The organism is Ruegeria sp. (assembly GCF_040830605.1).
Lineage (GTDB): Bacteria > Pseudomonadota > Alphaproteobacteria > Rhodobacterales > Rhodobacteraceae > Ruegeria.
On record NZ_JBFOMD010000009.1, the window covers coordinates 348,582 to 365,226 of the forward strand.

Below are 16,645 nucleotides of genomic sequence, written 5' to 3' on the forward strand. Positions count from 1 at the left end.
AGCCGCCGCCTGCGCAAAGGGCAAGCCCGGCTGTTGCGCTTGGCCGCGCGACACCATAGGTTGCGGGCAAGGAGAATAGGAATGTCCGACAGCCGTTTGTCATTCAAAGAGATGTGCGCGGAATTCGACGTAACACCGCGCACCCTGCGCTATTACGAATATATCGAGTTGCTGCAACCGGACCGGGATGGACGGTCACGGTACTACGGCGCCCGCGAACGTGCCCGTATGAAGCTGATCATGCGCGGCCGCAAATTTGGATTTCCGCTGGAAGAAATCCGTCAGTGGCTGCTGATCTACGAAGATGAAGGGAACGCCGCGCAAATGGCGACCTTCGTCGAGATGGCGGATCGCCAAATGGAAGAGCTGCGGCAGCAGCGCGAGCAACTGGACGAAGCCATGGGCGAGCTCCAGCGCCTTCGTGACCAGACTGCAAACAGCATCAAATAAGCCCCCCCTCTCTCTACAAATCGGATCAAAACCCCGAAATGCGGTCGTCCGGTCATTGAACCCGCTGCGACGAGCGTTCGTGCCCCCAGGGTGATCGGGTGTTTTTCTGCTGGGTTGCCAGCGCCTTGCCGACTTTCGTTCGGCATCTTACGCCGATTGCGGTTTTGTGACCGGCAAAGCCCTCTGTGGTGACAGCCGTGTCAAAATACTGTTTCAAAAAAGTGGCTTTACGCGGCCTGATCTAACGTCAATCATTTTGTGACGTAGCGTCTGGGTTACGTAAACGTCAATCAAGTGTTGTAAAACGGGCAGTGACCCAACACCTCACGCCCACGACGCCAGTGATGAGAGTTTGAGACATGACCGACGATTTGATGACCATTCGCGAGATGTGCGAAACATATGACGTGACTCCGCGCACCCTGCGCTTTTACGAGTCCAAGGAACTGCTGTTTCCGATCCGCGAAGGTCAAAAGCGGCTTTTTACCAAGCGCGACCGGGCGCGGTTGAAGCTGATTCTGCGCGGCAAGCGCTTTGGCTTCAGCCTTGAGGAAATCCGCCAGCTTCTGGACCTGTACCATGCAGGCGACCAGCAACTGACCCAGCTTACTCGCACCTACGAGATCGCGTGCGAGCGTTTGGCCGACATGGAATCGCGCCGCGACGAGCTGACTCAGGCCATCGAGGACCTGCGCGAGCAGCTTCGGTGGGGCGAGCGGGTCATCGACTCGATGAAAGAAGACAAGAAGGCGGCCGAGTGATCCATCCGGCGCCTGCCCCCACGGACATTTGAATAATCAGGGAGACCCCAATGCCCGTCTACAACGCCCCGACCAAGGATGCTCAGTTCATCCTGCATGATGTTCTGAAAATCTCGGAAGCCGGCATTCCCGGATATGACGAGTTGGAGTCCGAGTTCACCGGCGCGGTGCTGGAAGAGGCCGGAAAGGTCGCGACCAATGTGCTGCACCCGCTCAACGTGGTGGGCGACACCGAAGGCTGCCGGCTGGAGAATGGCATCGTCTACACGCCCACAGGGTTCAAGGACGCGTTCGAGCAGATGAAGGAAGGCGGCTGGACAGGGCTGGACATGCCCGAGGAATATGGCGGGCAGAACATGCCGTATGTTCTGGGTACTGCCGTGGGCGAGATGTTCTCCGCCGCAAACCAGGCCTTCGTGATGTATCAGGGCCTGACCCACGGCGCGGCCTCGGCGATCCTCGCGCATGGCACCGACGAGCAGAAGAACACTTATCTGCCCAAGATGGTCAGCTGTGAATGGACCGGCACCATGAACCTGACCGAACCCCATTGTGGCACCGATCTGGGCCTGATGCGCACCAAGGCCGAACCGCAGGCGGATGGGTCCTACAAGATCACCGGGCAGAAGATCTTTATCTCGTCCGGCGATCACGACATGGCCGATAACATCATTCATCTGGTGCTGGGCAAGATCGTGGGCGGTCCCGAGGGGATCAAGGGTGTGTCGCTGTTCATCGTGCCCAAATTCCTGGTCAAAGAGGACGGCTCGCTGGGTGAACGCAACGGTGTATCGGTCGGCAAGATCGAGGAAAAGATGGGCATCCACGGCAACTCGACCTGTGTGATGAACTATGACGGCGCAACCGGCTACCTGATCGGGGAAGAGCACAAGGGCATGCGCGCCATGTTCACCATGATGAACGAAGCGCGCCTGGGCGTCGGCATGCAAGGCCTCAGCCAGGCCGAAGCCGCCTATCAGAACGCGCTGGAATACGCCAAGGATCGCCTGCAGGGCCGCGACGTGACCGGACCCAAGAACCCAGATGGCCCCGCCGATCCGCTGATCGTGCACCCGGACATCCGCCGCAACCTGATGGACCAGAAAAGCTTCACCGAAGGCGCGCGCGCGTTCATCCTGTGGGGTGCCACGATGATCGACCAGGCACACCGCTCGGGTGACAAGGATGCTGACGGGCTGATCTCGCTGCTGACCCCGGTCATCAAGGGCTTCCTGACCGATCAGGGCTATGACATGACGGTACAGGCGCAGCAGGTCTATGGCGGCCATGGCTACATCGAGGAATGGGGCATGTCGCAATACACCCGCGACGCCCGCATCGCGATGATCTACGAAGGTGCCAACGGCGTGCAAGCGCTGGATCTGGTGGGACGCAAACTGGCGCAGGATGGTGGCAAGCACGTCATGGCGTTCTTCGAAATGGTCAAGTCCTTCTGCAAGGAAAACAGCGGTCAGGACGAGGCCTATGACAAGGCCTTCCTCGAACCGCTCAAGGCGGCGTCGAAGGATCTGCAGGCGGCAGGGATGTATTTCATGCAGGAAGGCATGAAGAATCCCAACAATGCACTGTCGGGATCGTATGACTTCATGCACATGTTCGGCCATGTCTGCCTGGGCCTGATGTGGGCCCGGATGGCCAAGGCCGCACAAGGCGCGCTGGACGCCGATGCGTCGGACAAGGAGTTCTACGAGACCAAGATCAATACCGGCCGCTACTACATGGCGCGCCAACTGCCCGCCACGGGTATGCATCTGGCTCGCATTCAAACCGGCGCGGACACGGTAATGGCACTGGACGCGGCAAACTTCTGAACTCAATTTGGTTCCGGGCACCTTTGCCCGGAACCCGTTCACCGGAGGACACTATATGCCGAAACGCTTTCGCCTGACCCGCCGCTTTCCCGTCGCCATGACCGAGGACGGGTATCGCAAGCTCAAGGGGTTTGCGCGCGAGGCCGGTCTGGACGAAGGCGAGGCGCTGTCCTTTCTGTTCGAGAACTTCAACAGCGTCATCGACGAGGAGAATCTGACCCACCGGCTGCGCCTGTTCAATTCCGAGCTTGAGGCGCGCAAGAGGTGAGCGATGGGGCGTCAAGATACGTTGCGCCTGCGGCGACTGTTCTATCCGCCTCCGGCGGCCGTATTTGGAACGAGAAGAAAGCACGGGCGCGCGTCCACACCGCCATCCGGGATCTGATCTCACTAGGTGGTGCTCAGCCGGGACAGCGGGGCTTCTCCTCGTACGGCCATCGGCTCGGCAGCCTGTACCGCATGCACAAGAAAAGACTGGTAACGTTAATAACCCGTTACGAAAAAGGGGAAACCTCCATTCTTCTTCTCGTTTCAAATACGGAAATTCCAACCTAACCACACGCGCCTTGGGAGGGGTGATCGCATGACCATCAAACTTCATTGTTTTGGAGAAAGCGGGAATTGCTACAAGGCGGCGCTGGCGCTGGAACTGTCCGGGCTGGATTGGGAGCCGGTCTTTGTCGATTTCTTCAATGGCCAGACCCGCACGCCGGAATACCGCGCTGAAGTCAATGAGATGGGCGAAGCCCCGGTCATGATCGACGGCGACTTCCGCACCACGCAATCCGGGGCCATTCAGGCCTATGTGACCGAGAAATCCGGCAAGTTCGGCGGAAAGAGCCGCGAGGAGAACTATGACATTTTCCGCTGGGTGTTGTGGGACAACCACAAGCTCAGCTCGATGGCCGGAATGACCCGGTTCCTGATCAATTTCCTTCCCGAGGAGCACCGTAATCCAGACGTGATCGCCTTCAACCAGGGTCGTCTGAAGGCGGCTTACCAGGTTCTGAATGCCCATCTTGAGGGTCGCGACTGGATCGTCGGCGATGGCGTGACCAACGCCGATCTCAGCTGCTGCGGTTACCTCTATTACCCCGAACCGTTCGGCTTTGACCGCGCCGACTGGCCCCATATCGACGCCTGGCTGACCCGCCTGTCCGAGCAGCCCGGCTGGAAACACCCCTATGACCTGATGCCCGGCAACCCGTCGGATCGCGCTTGAGGAAAACCGACAATGGCAACTTGGTTTGATAAGTTCATGATGTTCAGAACAGACATCTTGGACGAAGTTCGCATCAAGCCCGGACTGACGGTCTTTGAAACGGATCACAGAGATACCCCAATCATGATCAAATGCCACGGTGGCGACTCAGACGCTTACGCCAAACTCACGCAAGACGAAGCCAGACGGCTGGCATCGATGCTGAACGCCTTCCTGAAGAAAGGACAAGACTAATGACCGAAGCCTATATCTATGACGCCTTGCGCACCCCGCGCGGTAAGGGCCGGAAGGATGGCAGCCTGCACGAGGTAACCTCGGTGCGCCTGTCGGCCCAGACCCTGAACGCGATGAAAGAGCGCAACAATCTGGAAGGTCACGCCGTCGAGGACGTGATCTGGGGCAACGTCACGCAGGTGATGGAACAGGGTGGCTGCCTGGCACGCTCGGCGGTTCTGGCCTCGGATCTGGACGAGTCAATTCCCGGTCTGGCAATCAACCGCTTCTGCGCATCCGGCATGGAAGCCGTGAACCTGGCGGCAAACCAGGTCAAGGGCGGCGCGGGCGAAGCCTATATCGCCGGCGGCGTCGAAATGATGGGCCGCGTGGCCATGGGCAGCGACGGCGCAGCGATTGCTGTTGACCCCTCATTGGCGATGGACACTTACTTTGTACCGCAAGGTATCTCGGCCGACATCATCGCAACCGAGTATGGTTTCTCCCGTGATGACGCAGACGCGCTGGCAGTAGAATCGCAGAAACGCGCCGCAGAAGCATGGGCAGGCAACCGGTTCGAAAAGTCGGTCATCACCGTCAAAGACCAGAACGGCCTGACCATTCTGGACCGCGATGAATACATGCGCCCCGGCACCGACATGCAGAGCCTTGGCGCGCTGAACCCGTCCTTCCAGATGATGGGCGAGCAGATGCCCGGCTTCGACAAGGTGGCAATGCTGAAATACCCGCATCTTGAGCGCGTGAACCACATCCACCACGCCGGCAACAGCTCGGGCATCGTGGATGGCGCCGCTGCGGTTCTGATCGGCAACAAGGAATTCGGTGAGAAATACGGCCTGAAACCGCGCGCCCGCATCAAGGCGACTGCCAAGATCGGTACAGACCCGACCATCATGCTGACCGGCCCGGTTCCGGTGACCGAGAAGATCCTGGCCGACAATGGCATGAAGATCAGCGATCTGGACCTGTTCGAGGTGAACGAAGCCTTCGCCTCGGTCGTGCTGCGGTTCCAGCAGGCATTCGACGTCGACCCGGAACTGGTCAACGTCAACGGCGGCTCGATCGCGATGGGTCACCCGCTGGGCGCGACCGGCGCGATGATCATCGGCACGCTGCTGGATGAACTGGAGCGCCAGGACAAGGAAACTGGCCTCGCCACTCTCTGCATTGCGTCCGGAATGGGTGCGGCCACGATTATCGAGCGGGTCTGATGCCCAAGCTGGATCTCTCTCAGATCCCGTTTCAGGGCGGCTCGGGTTATCCCGGCAAGCTGGCCAAGGCAGGCGATGGCCGCTTTGTCCAGCGTGTCGGGGATGCGGGCGGGCTGACCCAGTACGGGGTCAACATCGTGCGGCTTGAACCGCAGGGCATGTCCGCGCTGCGTCATTACCATATGGAGCAGGACGAGTTTGCCATTGTCCTCAGCGGCATGTGCACCCTGATCGACGATGACGGCGAGCATGAGATGCTGCCCGGCGATTGCGCCGCTTTCCCGGCAGGTGAGGCTAATGGCCATCACCTTGTGAACAAAACCGATGCGCCCGCGACCTTCCTGGTGGTGGGCACACGGACCCCGACCGAGACCGGCTATTACAGCGACATAGACATGATGGTGAAGTTCGATGCCGATGGCTTTTCCTTCACCCGCAAAGACGGCAGCCCCTTGACGGCTGAACAGATTGGAGACGACGGATGACCGAGTTTACTCTGACCAAAGACGCCGATGGCGTTGGCATCATCACCTGGGATGTGCCCGGGAAAACAATGAACGTGATGTCCTTTGAGGGGCTTCAGCAACTCAACGATTGCATCGATCAGGCGCTGGCCGACGATGAGATCAAGGGGGTGGTCATCACTTCGGGCAAGGACGGCTCGTTCGCCGGCGGCATGGACCTGAACCTACTGGCCGTGATGAAGGAGCAGGCGGGCGATGACCCGGCCAAAGGCCTGTTCGAAGGCACGATGCAGATGCACGCCCTGCTGCGCAAGATCGAGCTGGCGGGCATGGATCCCAAGACCAAGAAGGGCGGCAAGCCGATCGCGGCCGCCCTGCCCGGCACCGCCGCAGGCATTGGCATGGAACTGCCTCTCTCAACACACCGCATCTTTGCCGCCGAGAACCCCAAAGCGAAATACGGCCTGCCCGAGATCATGGTCGGCATCTTCCCCGGCGCCGGGGGCACCACGCGGATGGTCCGCAAGGTGGGCGCGATTGCCGCCGCGCCCCTGCTGCTCGAAGGCAAGATGCTGGACGTGAAAAAGGCCAAGGGTGCCGGTTACATCGACGAGATTGCCGCCGATCCGGTGGCTGCGGCGAAAGAATGGGTGCTGAATGCCAAGGACACCGATCTGGTCAAGCCGTGGGATGCCAAGGGCTACAAGATGCCCGGCGGCGCGCCTTACCACCCAGCGGGCTTCATGAACTTCGTCGGTGCCTCGGCGATGGTGAACGGCAAGACCCAAGGCGCCTTCCCGGCAGCCAAGGCTCTGCTGAGCGCGGTTTACGAAGGGGCCCTGGTCGATTTCGACACCGCACTGAAGATCGAGGCGCGCTGGTTCACCTCCGTGCTGATGAACCCGTCCTCGGGTGCCATGATCCGCTCGCTGTTCCTGAACAAGGAGGCGCTGGAGAAGGGCGCCGTGCGTCCGGCGGGCGTGCCGGATCAGTCGGTCAAGAAGATCGGCGTTCTGGGTGCGGGCATGATGGGCGCCGGTATCGCGCTGGTTAGCGCACAGGCCGGGATGGAGGTGATCCTGATCGACCGCGACCAGGAAGCCGCCGACAAGGGCAAAGCCTATACCGAGGCCTATCTCGACAAGGGGATCAAACGCGGCAAGGTCACGGCCGAGAAGAAAGAGGCGATGCTGGGCCGGATCACCGCGACGCTGGATCTGGAACAGCTCAAAGGCTGCGACCTGATCATCGAAGCGGTGTTCGAGGACCCCGCCGTCAAGGCCGACATGACCCAGAAGGTCGAGGCGATCATCCCCGAGGACTGCATCTTTGCCTCCAACACCTCCACCCTGCCGATCACCGGTCTGGCCAAGGCGTCGCAACGGCCCGAGCAGTTCATCGGCATCCACTTCTTCTCGCCCGTCGAAAAGATGTTCCTGGTCGAGATCATCAAGGGCGAGGAAACCGGTCCCCGCGCAGTTGCCAAGGCGCTGGACTATGTGCGCCAGATCCGCAAGACGCCCATCGTGGTCAACGATGCACGCTTCTTCTACTGCAACCGCTGCATCATTCCCTACGTCAACGAAGGCGCGCGGATGATCACCGAGGGCGTCTCGCCGGTGCTGATCGACAACGCGGCACGTCAGCTGGGCTTCCCTGTCGGACCGATCCAACTGACCGATGAGACTTCGATTGATCTCGGCGCCAAGATCGCACGGGCGACCAAGGCGGCGATGGGCGATGCCTATCCTGAAAGTGCCGCTGACGATCTGATCTTCTGGATGGAGGAACAGGGCCGTCTGGGCCGCAAGGCCAATGCCGGCTTCTTCGACTATGACGACAAGGGCAAGCGCGTCGAATACTGGAAAGGCCTGCAGGAGAAATATCCGCATGCCGAGGATCAGCCCGACCTGATCGAGGTGCAGGAACGTCTGATGTTCGCGCAGGTTCTGGAGGCGGTGCGCGCGCTGGAGGAAGGCGTGCTGGAAGACATCCGCGAAGGCGATGTGGGCGCCATTCTCGCTTGGGGCTTTGCCCCGTGGTCGGGCGGCCCGCTGAGCTGGCTGGATATCATCGGCACGCCTTACGCTGCCGAGCGCTGCGATCAACTGGCCGAGAAATATGGTGAACGGTTTACCTGCCCGCCGCTGCTGCGCGAGATGGCGGAGAAGGGCCAGAGCTTCTATGGCCGCTTCAACCCCGAAGCCAAGGCGGCCTGAGATTGAACTGACCGTCGGCGCGTCCTAAGGGCGCGCCGATTGCTCTTACCCAGACAAACAAAGTTACATATTATTCAAAGCGATAGACGAATTTATTAATGTCTTCGGCACAGGCCTGCGCCACCGCCTCCATCCCGCGATCCGAATAGTAGCGCCGGTAATCCGCTTCACGCTCGGACCTGTTCAGATGGGGCATCTCGACCGAAAACCCCAGATGCGCGAATAGAGGCACTGCATCTTCGGCAAAATGTTCGATCCGGATATAGGCCGCGCATTGTTCGACCCCGTCCGCTCTTTGCATGTAGGACCGCGCGGGGCTGGCGCGCAACGAGGTCAGAATGTCCGGATGCATCACAAAGGGTTCGAACTCGAGCCGTTTGGCGTGGGTTACCGCAATGTGGTCGAACCGCTGCTCGCGCAGCCAATGGTAGTAGCTGACGACCCGGTCCCACGGGTTGCGCACGAGGGTAAAGGCAAACAACCCGCGTAGCACGTCTGGCGTGATCAGCCCGTCGATATCGCTCAGCGTCGAATGTTTCCACAAGCGCCCCCGACTTGGGGCATCCTTCACCCGCTTGCGCCGCCGTTTGGCCTTGGGCGTGTCGCCCAGCAGGATATCGTCCTTCATCGCCCGTGCCTCAAGCGCCAACGCGAGAGACGTGCCGCCCGTCTTGGGGATATGGACAAAGACATAGGAACGGCCGGTCGAGATGATCATGCCGCCACGCTAGCTGCGTTTGGGGGCAAGCTGAACCCCTAGCCAGAGCGAAGTGCAATCACGCTGCCCGCCATCGCGATTAATGCGATACCGACGACCTGCATCATCCCCACCGGCTGCCCCAGCGCCGCCCAAGCGAAGAGCGGGCCGAAGATCATCACCGAATACTCGAAGACGGATACATAGGATGGCTCACCCAGTTGATAGGCCTTGATCAGCATGAACACCGCCAGCGACGAGCCGACAGCCTGCACCACCACCCAGGGGATCGCCTCGGACATTGGCCAGACCCAACCCCGGGTGACAAAGCCTGCGGGGCCGTTAACTGCCTCGACCGGAAATGCCGCCAGCCCGATCAGCCCTGCTGATCCGGCCAGTCCCAGCGCAATCACCAGCGCGCCCAGCAGCACCACGGTGCTTTCGCCCGCGCACATGTGCCGCGTGGTGACGGCGCCCAGCGCGTAGAAAAACCCGCCCGCCACCGGCAGCAGCACGTTGAAGTCAAAATCCTGCGGATCCGGTTGCAATACGCAGAGAATGCCGACAAAGCCCACAACAACCGCCAGAATGCGCCAGATGCCGATCCTCTGCCCCATGCCAAGCGACGAGATCAGCAGCACGAACATCGGTGAGGTAAAGAGCCCCGCCAAGGCTTGAGCGATGGGCATGAGCGCCAGCGCGCTGAAATAGAACATCAGGGCGGTTGCCACCAACGCGCTGCGCAGAATGACCGCGCCCAACCGCTGCGGCCTCAGACCTCCCAACCCGATCAGGGACATGGCCCCGATCAGCGGTAGCATCATCAACGTGCGGGTGAGTTGGAACTGCCACAGCCCGATGGTCTCGGCCAGAAGGACGACGACATTGTCGATCACCCCCAGGATTGCCATCGCCGCCACCATCAGGATCGAGGCAGAGACCGGGGATGTGGAACTGGAGGCCTGCATCCCCTTCCCCTATCAGCCGCCCTGCCCCGGCTCTGAGCGATCCGCGACACCGCATGCCAGTTTGCGACCCCGCATTTGCCCACCCCGAAGCCGTGCGACCCACTTGCCGCGCGTGAGCCATGTTACAGCGTCTTGCGTTTTACCTGAGGCGTTTTCATCGAAATGCGCGATCGACCGAAGGGACTGGCCGCGTATTTCGATTCAAATCAAACGCAAAACGCTCTAAGCTTGGCCAAAAGAGGACGAGCACAACCCAATCCCATGACGGCTCTGAAAGAATACGAACGGATCGAAGCCACCGGTCTGTGGCGGGCCTCGCCCGAGGATCAGCGGCGCGAGGTGGTCATCTCGATCGGCGAGGCGACCCTGACGATCTCGGATTTCAACGACCGGGCGCTGACCCACTGGTCGCTGGCGGCGCTGGAACGGCAGAACCCGGGTGAGACACCGGCGATCTACAGTCCCGATGGCGACCCGGGCGAAACGCTGGAGCTCGCGGACACCGAACAGACCATGATCGAGGCGATCGACCGCCTGCAACGCGCCATCGAACGGGCCCGCCCGCATCCTGGGCGGCTGCGCTGGCTGAGCGTGGCGGGGGTTCTGGCCGTGGTGATCGCCGCACTGGTCTTTTGGCTGCCGGGCGCGCTGCAGCGCCACACGGTGTCGGTCGTGCCCGCGATCAAACGTCAGGACATCGGTCGCATGGTGCTGCACCGGATCGAACGGGTCGCGGGGAGGGCCTGCAGCACGGACGAGGCGCAGGCGGTGCTGGGCCGCCTCGCACAGCGTACCGGCGTGCGGCGTCTGGTGGTTCTGCCCGCCAGTGTGGCCGACAGCCTGATCCTGCCCGGCGGCATCGTGTTGCTGAACCGCGCGCTGATCGAGGATCACGAGGACCCCGCCGTCGCCGCCGGGTATGTTCTGGCCGAGCGGACCCGGGCCGCGGCAGTGGACCCGTTGGCAGACCTGCTGGGCCGGGCGGGGCCGCAGGCCTCGTTCCGGTTGCTCACGACCGGAGAACTGACGCCGGATATCCTTGATCTCTACACCGAGCAGGTGCTGACCGAACCACGCCCGCAGGTTTCTGATGAGGTGCTGCTGGGGCTCTTCGGGCAGGCCGCGATCCCGTCGACGCCCTACGCCTATGCCCGTGACATCACCGGAGAAACTGTTCTGGGGCTGATCGAAGCCGACCCAATGGCGGGCCGCACGCTGGAACCTGTCCTGCCGGATCGCGATTGGGTCCGGCTGCAGAATATCTGCGGCGGATAATGCCGGGCTGCTGTCTACCGGTTATATCCGGTAACCCCCGAGACATTGCCGGAGAAGACGTCGATGCTGGTCCCCTGCCGCTGCTGGCCTAGATAGGTCGGCCCCACACGCTGCACGGTTGCGATTCTGCCACCCGAGGACGCTGGATTCAGTTTGCGCGGCGTGGTGCTCTGCCAAACAATTTCGGTCTGCGCATCGCCATAGGCCGAACGCAGCCCCCGGCGCGGGTTGAGCCTGTCATCCGCGCGCCGCACCGCCCGATAGCCGCGCGGGGCGACAAAGCCCTGCGGCGCCACCGCAGGGCGCAGCGTGTGTTCGGCGCGGTGCTGGTTCAGGCGGCCATCGGTCCAGACGCTGCGGTAACCGCGTGGGATAACCGGCTGGCCCACCCGCTTACGCTGCTCGTAGACATGGCGCGGCACCACGCGAGTGTCGAGCGACAGGGGTGTTCCATCCGACGTAAGCGGAGTATCGGCCATCAGCCCGCCCGCACCGACCAGCGCCGCCATAAGCCCGGCTGCAAACAAACGTATCACTTTCATGGCCGCCCTCCCGAAAATGGAACCTCAACGTTGCCCCAGGACGGCACATGAGTAAAGCGGCCAGTCCGGTGAATTCGCTCTATTTTGTTCCGAACATCCGGTCCCCGGCATCGCCCAGCCCGGGCATGATGTAGCCCTTGGAGTTCAACTCTCGGTCCAGCGACGCAGTGACGATGGGCACGTCGGGATGCGCCTCTTTCATGCGCGCAACGCCTTCGGGCGCGGCCAGCAGGCAGAGGAACCGGATATCGGTGGCGCCTGCCTCTTTGAGCAGGTCGATGGCGGCAGCCGAGCTGTTGCCGGTGGCCAGCATCGGATCCACCGCGATCACCAGCCGGTCCTTCAGTCCCTCAGGTGCCTTGAAGTAGTATTGCACGGGTTTCAACGTCTCTTCATCGCGGTACAATCCGACAAACCCAACGCGGGCAGATGGTACAAGTTCCAACACTCCGTCCAGCATCCCGTTTCCGGCGCGCAGGATCGACACCAACGCCAGTTTCTTGCCGGCCAGGATTGGCGCGTCCATCTCTTCCATCGGTGTTTCGATGTGGCGGGTGGTCAGCGGCATCTCGCGGGTGATCTCATAGGCGAGCAACTGGGTGATCTCGCGCAGCAACTGCCGGAACACGGCGGTCGACGTGCCCTTGTCCCGCATGAGCGTCAGCTTGTGCTGCACCAGCGGGTGATCGACGATGGTCAGGTGTTCGCTCATGTTATCTCCAGTCTTTTCTCGACCCGCGCGCGGGTATCTTCATCGCAAAAGGCCGCCTCAAGCGCGGTGGCGTTGAGCACGGCGAAATCCTCGGGCCCCCAACCGAAGGCCCTGTTCAGCATCTCATATTCCCGCCGCATGGTGGTGTGGAAAAACGGCGGATCGTCAGTCGAGACCGTGACTTTGACGCCCGCCTCGCGCAGCCGGGCGATCGGGTGGGCGTTGAAATCGGGATAGAGACCCAGAACCACGTTCGAACCCGGGCAGACCTCAAGCGTGATGCCCCGGTCGGCCAGTTCATGCACAAGATCGGGGTCCTCGATGGCGCGGACACCGTGACCGATCCGCTCGACTTTCAGGTCGCGCACCGCATCACGCACGCTCTCGGGCCCGCCGAACTCGCCCGCATGGGTGGTCAGTTGCAGCCCAGCCTCGCGAGCGCAGTCGAAGGCCCAGGCGAAATCGCCCTGACGGTGCATGCCTTCGTTTCCGCCCATGCCGAAGCCGGTGATCCAGTTCCCAGCGGTCTCAGCAGCGCAGCGGGCCGAGGCCTTAGCCTGTTCCGGGCCGAAATGGCGCACGCAGGTGACAACGCCGCGCAGGGTGATGCCCAGCTTGGCCTCGGCCTCGTCGGCGGCATCCTGAATCGCGGCCCGATAGTCGCGCCAGGCCGCCACGTCTCCGCCACCGCAGAAATCGGGGCTGAGGAAGGTTTCCGAATAGACCACACCGTTGGCGGCGCTTTCTTCGAGGATCGCCCAGGTCAGGCGCCGGAACTCTTCAGGTCCGGTCAGCACCTGGCTGGCGGCCTCATAGACACTGAGGAAATGCGCAAAATCTCGGAAATCGTAAGAGCCGTCAGGCGTGAAGATCCCGCTCAGGTCGATGCGTTTCTCATGCGCCAACTGGCGGATAAAGGCCGGAGGGGCCGCGCCTTCGTGATGCAGGTGCAGTTCAACCTTTGGCAGGTGGGCGACTGTGGAGTCAGCGGAGGTCAAAGAAAACTCCTCCCCGGTCCCTGTGCCGGGATATCAAGATGTTGGGCGATGCTGGCGGCAACATCGGCGAAGTTCACGGCGCCGATTTCACCCGCACCGCGCCCGGCGATCAGAACCGGCACCTGCTCGCGCGTGTGGTCGGTGCCGGTCCAACTCGGGTCATTGCCGTGATCGGCGGTCAGCAGCATCAGGTCGCCGGGGCGTAGTTTTTGCAGGACCTTGCCGATCTCGACATCGAACCATTCCAGCGCACGGGCATAGCCGCTGATATCGCGGCGGTGGCCATAGAGGCTGTCGAACTCGACGAAATTGGCAAAGGTCAGGCTGCCCTCTTCGGCGTCGTCCACCAGCGCCGACAGATGCCCCATCAGCTCGGCATCCGAACCCTTGCACAACGTGTCGATCCCCTGCATCGAGAAGATGTCGCCGATCTTGCCGACCGCATGCACCCGGCGTCCAGCATCCTGCGCCCAGTTGGTCAGCACCGGCGCGGGCGGAGTGATGGCGAAATCCTTACGGTTGGTGGTGCGGGTAAAGCCCTGATCGGGGCTGCCCACGAAGGGGCGCGCGATAACGCGACCCACCTTCATCTCGTGCAGGCGCGGGGCGATTGCACGGCACAGATCCAGCAGGCGGTCGAGGCCGAACGTCTCCTCATGCGCGGCGATCTGGAACACGCTGTCGGCAGAGGTGTAGCAGATCGGCTTGCCGGTGCGCATATGCTCCGCCCCGTGGCAGTCGATGATCACCGTTCCCGAGGCATGGCAGTCGCCAAGGATACCGTCCGTCCCGGCAGCCTCGGCCACGGCGCGGCTGAGGTTGCCGGGGAAAGCGGGCACCGTATCCGGGAAATAGTGCCAGTCCCACGGCACCGGCAGCCCCGCCAGTTCCCAATGGCCCGAGGGCGTGTCCTTGCCCGGGCTGTGCTCGCGCGCGCAGCCCCAAAGACCGGTGGCCGGTGCCCCAAGCCCCGGCGCATCGTCGCCCGAGGCCAGCCGCACCGCCGCCCCCAGTCCCAGCGCCGCCAGATTGGGCAGGTGCAATGGGCCCGAGCGCCCCTCCTCAGCATGACCCACAACGCAGGCCTGCGCGATATGGGCCAGCGTGTTGGCCCCTGTATCGGGAGTTTTCCCGTTAAAGAACCGGTCCGCATCTGGCGCACCGCCGATACCCACCGAGTCCATCACCACCAGAAAGGCCCGGGTCATGCGGCAATCCTTTCATGTATCAATTGCGGCAGGTCCGTAGGCTTGTCCGCCAGAGTGATCGCCGCGCGCACGGCAGCCTCAGCCTGCCGCGCCGCATCCTCGCGGGCGGCGTGGATCACGGCGAGCGGTTCTCCCTTGCCGACCCTGTCGCCCAGCCGAACCATGCCTGACAGGCCGACACCCGGATCGATCACATCGCTTTCAACCTGACGCCCGCCACCCAGCGCCACAACCGCAAGGCCCAGTGCCTCGCCGTCGATAGACGTGACATATCCGGCCTCGCGCGCCTGCACTTCCTGAACTACAGTCGCTTCGGGCAGAAACCGTGCCCAGTTCTCGACGAACTTCACAGGCCCGCCCACGGATGCGATCATGCGACCAAACCGCTCGGCGGCACGGCCATTGCGGATGATCTCGGCGATCCGGGCAGCGCCATCGTCGGCATCATCTGCCAGTCCGGCATCAACCAGCAGTACGCCGCCCAGTTCCGCTGACAGTTCGGCCAAAGGGCTGCCCTGTCCGCACGTCAACGCCCACATCACCTCGGCCACTTCCAACGCATTGCCCAGCGACGGCGCAAGCGGCTGGTTCATGTCGGTGATCACGGCCGAGGTCCGGCACCCGGCGGCATTCGCGGTCCCGGCCAGGGCGCTTGCGAGCGCCCGCGCCTCGTCCGGGGTTTTCATGAAGGCGCCGCTGCCGACCTTGACGTCCAACACCAGCGCATCCGGGCTGGCAGCCAGTTTCTTGGACAGGATCGAGGCGGTGATCAGATCGAGGCTTTCCACCGTCGCCGTCACGTCCCGGATCGCATAAAGTCGCTTGTCGGCAGGCGCGATGGTGGCCGTGGCGCCCACGATGGCCGCACCCACGTCGCCCACAATCTGTGCCAGCCGCTCCTGCCCCACCTGCGTGGTGACGCCGGGAATCGCCTCCATCTTGTCAAGCGTGCCGCCCGTATGGCCCAACCCCCGCCCCGAGATCATCGGCACATAAGCCCCGCATTCCGCCAGCGCGGGCGCCAGCACCAGCGACACGCAATCGCCAACGCCACCGGTCGAATGCTTGTCGATCACGGGGCCGTCCAGATCCCAGCTCAGCACATCGCCGCTGTCGCGCATCGCCAGCGTCAGCGCGGCGCGGGCCTCGGCGTCCAACCCGCCCATGCAAACCGCCATTGCAAAGGCCCCGGCCTGCGCGTCGCTCACGCCGCCATCGGCAAGGCCTTGGGCGAACCAGTGCAGTTCCTCGCTTGAAGGCACTTCCCGGCGGCGCAGCCTGCCAATGATCGAACGGGCATCCATGCGCTCAGTGCTCCTCCATATGCGCAGCACCAAAGGCCCCCGGCAGCAGATCGCCGATGGTCGTATGCATCTCGGTGCCATCCACGGTGGCCATGGTGACAACAACCTCCGCCTTGCCGAACTCGGCCAGTTTCTGGCGGCACCCGCCACAGGGCGGCACCGGATGCGCGCCACTTGCCACCACGTAGACCTCGGTCAGCTCTGTCTCTCCCTCAGCAACCATGGCCGCTATGGCGCCCGCCTCGGCACAGGTACCTTCGGGATAAGCTGCGTTCTCGACGTTGCACCCTGCATGGACCGCGCCCGAAGCTGACCGGATCGCGGCCCCAACCTTGAAGTTGGAATAAGGCGCGTGGGCGTTTTCGCGAACTGCAAGGGCGGCGTCTTTCAGGCTCATGGCGATTCCCCGATTTTTGATCATCTGGTCAGAATGGCATACCCTAAAGGAAAGACCGGCGCGAGGTGAAGTCTGCACCAGAGGAAAAGGAGGCGCTGCCCCCGCCGCGCGTTCTGCGCGACTCCCCCGGGATATTTTCAAACAGAAGAAG

The 16,645-nt window shown here is 62.4% G+C and carries 18 protein-coding genes; 10 read left to right on the plus strand and 8 right to left on the minus strand.

Going from position 1 to position 16,645, the window contains the following annotated elements; translation table 11 throughout:
- The first annotated feature begins 81 nt into the window (after window positions 1-81).
- The 9 genes from AB3N21_RS15605 to AB3N21_RS15645 all read left to right on the plus strand — a co-directional run bounded on the left by AB3N21_RS15605 (window position 82) and on the right by AB3N21_RS15645 (window position 8,393).
- Window positions 82-450, plus strand: coding sequence for a MerR family DNA-binding transcriptional regulator (locus AB3N21_RS15605; protein WP_367936075.1), 369 nt, complete (start codon window positions 82-84; stop codon window positions 448-450).
- A 359-nt stretch (window positions 451-809) separates the two neighbouring features.
- Window positions 810-1,211 (plus strand): MerR family DNA-binding transcriptional regulator, encoded by a 402-nt coding sequence (locus AB3N21_RS15610; protein ID WP_171174728.1) that lies wholly within the window; start codon window positions 810-812, stop codon window positions 1,209-1,211.
- 50 nt (window positions 1,212-1,261) lie between these two features.
- Window positions 1,262-3,043, plus strand: a complete 1,782-nt coding sequence (locus AB3N21_RS15615; RefSeq protein WP_367936076.1) for an acyl-CoA dehydrogenase C-terminal domain-containing protein — start codon at window positions 1,262-1,264, stop codon at window positions 3,041-3,043.
- 55 nt (window positions 3,044-3,098) lie between these two features.
- Window positions 3,099-3,311 carry a hypothetical protein gene (locus tag AB3N21_RS15620; RefSeq protein WP_367936077.1) on the plus strand — a complete coding sequence of 71 codons (213 nt, stop codon included), beginning with the start codon at window positions 3,099-3,101 and terminating at the stop codon, window positions 3,309-3,311.
- Window positions 3,312-3,626: 315 nt separating this feature from the next.
- Window positions 3,627-4,265 (plus strand): glutathione S-transferase family protein, encoded by a 639-nt coding sequence (locus tag AB3N21_RS15625; RefSeq protein WP_367936078.1) that lies wholly within the window; start codon window positions 3,627-3,629, stop codon window positions 4,263-4,265.
- A gap of 12 nt (window positions 4,266-4,277) precedes the next feature.
- Complete coding sequence (locus AB3N21_RS15630; protein ID WP_367936079.1) at window positions 4,278-4,499, plus strand: hypothetical protein; 222 nt, start codon at window positions 4,278-4,280, stop codon at window positions 4,497-4,499.
- Window positions 4,499-5,710 (plus strand): acetyl-CoA C-acetyltransferase, encoded by a 1,212-nt coding sequence (locus AB3N21_RS15635; protein ID WP_367936080.1) that lies wholly within the window; start codon window positions 4,499-4,501, stop codon window positions 5,708-5,710. The genes AB3N21_RS15630 and AB3N21_RS15635 overlap by 1 nt, the downstream gene beginning before the upstream one ends.
- Entirely contained in the window at window positions 5,710-6,195 is a 486-nt protein-coding gene (locus AB3N21_RS15640) for a cupin domain-containing protein (RefSeq protein ID WP_367936081.1), read from the plus strand. Before AB3N21_RS15635 ends, AB3N21_RS15640 begins: the two co-directional genes overlap by 1 nt.
- Window positions 6,192-8,393 (plus strand): 3-hydroxyacyl-CoA dehydrogenase NAD-binding domain-containing protein, encoded by a 2,202-nt coding sequence (locus AB3N21_RS15645; RefSeq protein WP_367936082.1) that lies wholly within the window; start codon window positions 6,192-6,194, stop codon window positions 8,391-8,393. The genes AB3N21_RS15640 and AB3N21_RS15645 overlap by 4 nt, the downstream gene beginning before the upstream one ends.
- 70 nt (window positions 8,394-8,463) lie before the next feature.
- On the opposite strand, the gene AB3N21_RS15650 is transcribed toward AB3N21_RS15645, so the two are convergent.
- Together AB3N21_RS15650 and AB3N21_RS15655 are read right to left on the minus strand one after the other, a co-directional pair.
- Complete coding sequence (locus AB3N21_RS15650) at window positions 8,464-9,111, minus strand: sulfotransferase family 2 domain-containing protein (protein WP_367936083.1); 648 nt, start codon at window positions 9,109-9,111, stop codon at window positions 8,464-8,466.
- 38 nt (window positions 9,112-9,149) lie between these two features.
- A complete protein-coding gene (locus tag AB3N21_RS15655) occupies window positions 9,150-10,058 on the minus strand; it encodes a DMT family transporter (RefSeq protein ID WP_367936084.1) in 909 nt (302 codons plus the stop codon).
- 261 nt (window positions 10,059-10,319) lie between these two features.
- On the opposite strand from AB3N21_RS15655, the gene AB3N21_RS15660 reads away from it, so the two are divergent.
- Complete coding sequence (locus tag AB3N21_RS15660) at window positions 10,320-11,333, plus strand: hypothetical protein (protein ID WP_367936085.1); 1,014 nt, start codon at window positions 10,320-10,322, stop codon at window positions 11,331-11,333.
- Window positions 11,334-11,347: 14 nt separating this feature from the next.
- Here the strand turns inward: AB3N21_RS15660 and AB3N21_RS15665 are convergent, their stop codons facing one another.
- From AB3N21_RS15665 to AB3N21_RS15690, 6 genes are all read right to left on the minus strand, one after another.
- Window positions 11,348-11,875, minus strand: coding sequence for a hypothetical protein (locus tag AB3N21_RS15665; RefSeq protein ID WP_367936086.1), 528 nt, complete (start codon window positions 11,873-11,875; stop codon window positions 11,348-11,350).
- 79 nt (window positions 11,876-11,954) lie between these two features.
- On the minus strand, window positions 11,955-12,587 hold the full coding sequence (gene upp, locus AB3N21_RS15670; RefSeq protein WP_367936087.1) for a uracil phosphoribosyltransferase: 633 nt from the start codon (window positions 12,585-12,587) through the stop codon (window positions 11,955-11,957).
- Entirely contained in the window at window positions 12,584-13,585 is a 1,002-nt protein-coding gene (locus tag AB3N21_RS15675; RefSeq protein ID WP_367936088.1) for an adenosine deaminase, read from the minus strand. The genes upp and AB3N21_RS15675 overlap by 4 nt, the downstream gene beginning before the upstream one ends.
- Window positions 13,582-14,793 carry a phosphopentomutase gene (locus AB3N21_RS15680; protein ID WP_367936089.1) on the minus strand — a complete coding sequence of 404 codons (1,212 nt, stop codon included), beginning with the start codon at window positions 14,791-14,793 and terminating at the stop codon, window positions 13,582-13,584. The genes AB3N21_RS15675 and AB3N21_RS15680 overlap by 4 nt, the downstream gene beginning before the upstream one ends.
- Complete coding sequence (locus AB3N21_RS15685) at window positions 14,790-16,097, minus strand: thymidine phosphorylase (protein WP_367936090.1); 1,308 nt, start codon at window positions 16,095-16,097, stop codon at window positions 14,790-14,792. The genes AB3N21_RS15680 and AB3N21_RS15685 overlap by 4 nt, the downstream gene beginning before the upstream one ends.
- A 4-nt stretch (window positions 16,098-16,101) precedes the next feature.
- Window positions 16,102-16,518 (minus strand): cytidine deaminase, encoded by a 417-nt coding sequence (locus AB3N21_RS15690; protein ID WP_367936091.1) that lies wholly within the window; start codon window positions 16,516-16,518, stop codon window positions 16,102-16,104.
- Window positions 16,519-16,645: the final 127 nt, after the last annotated feature.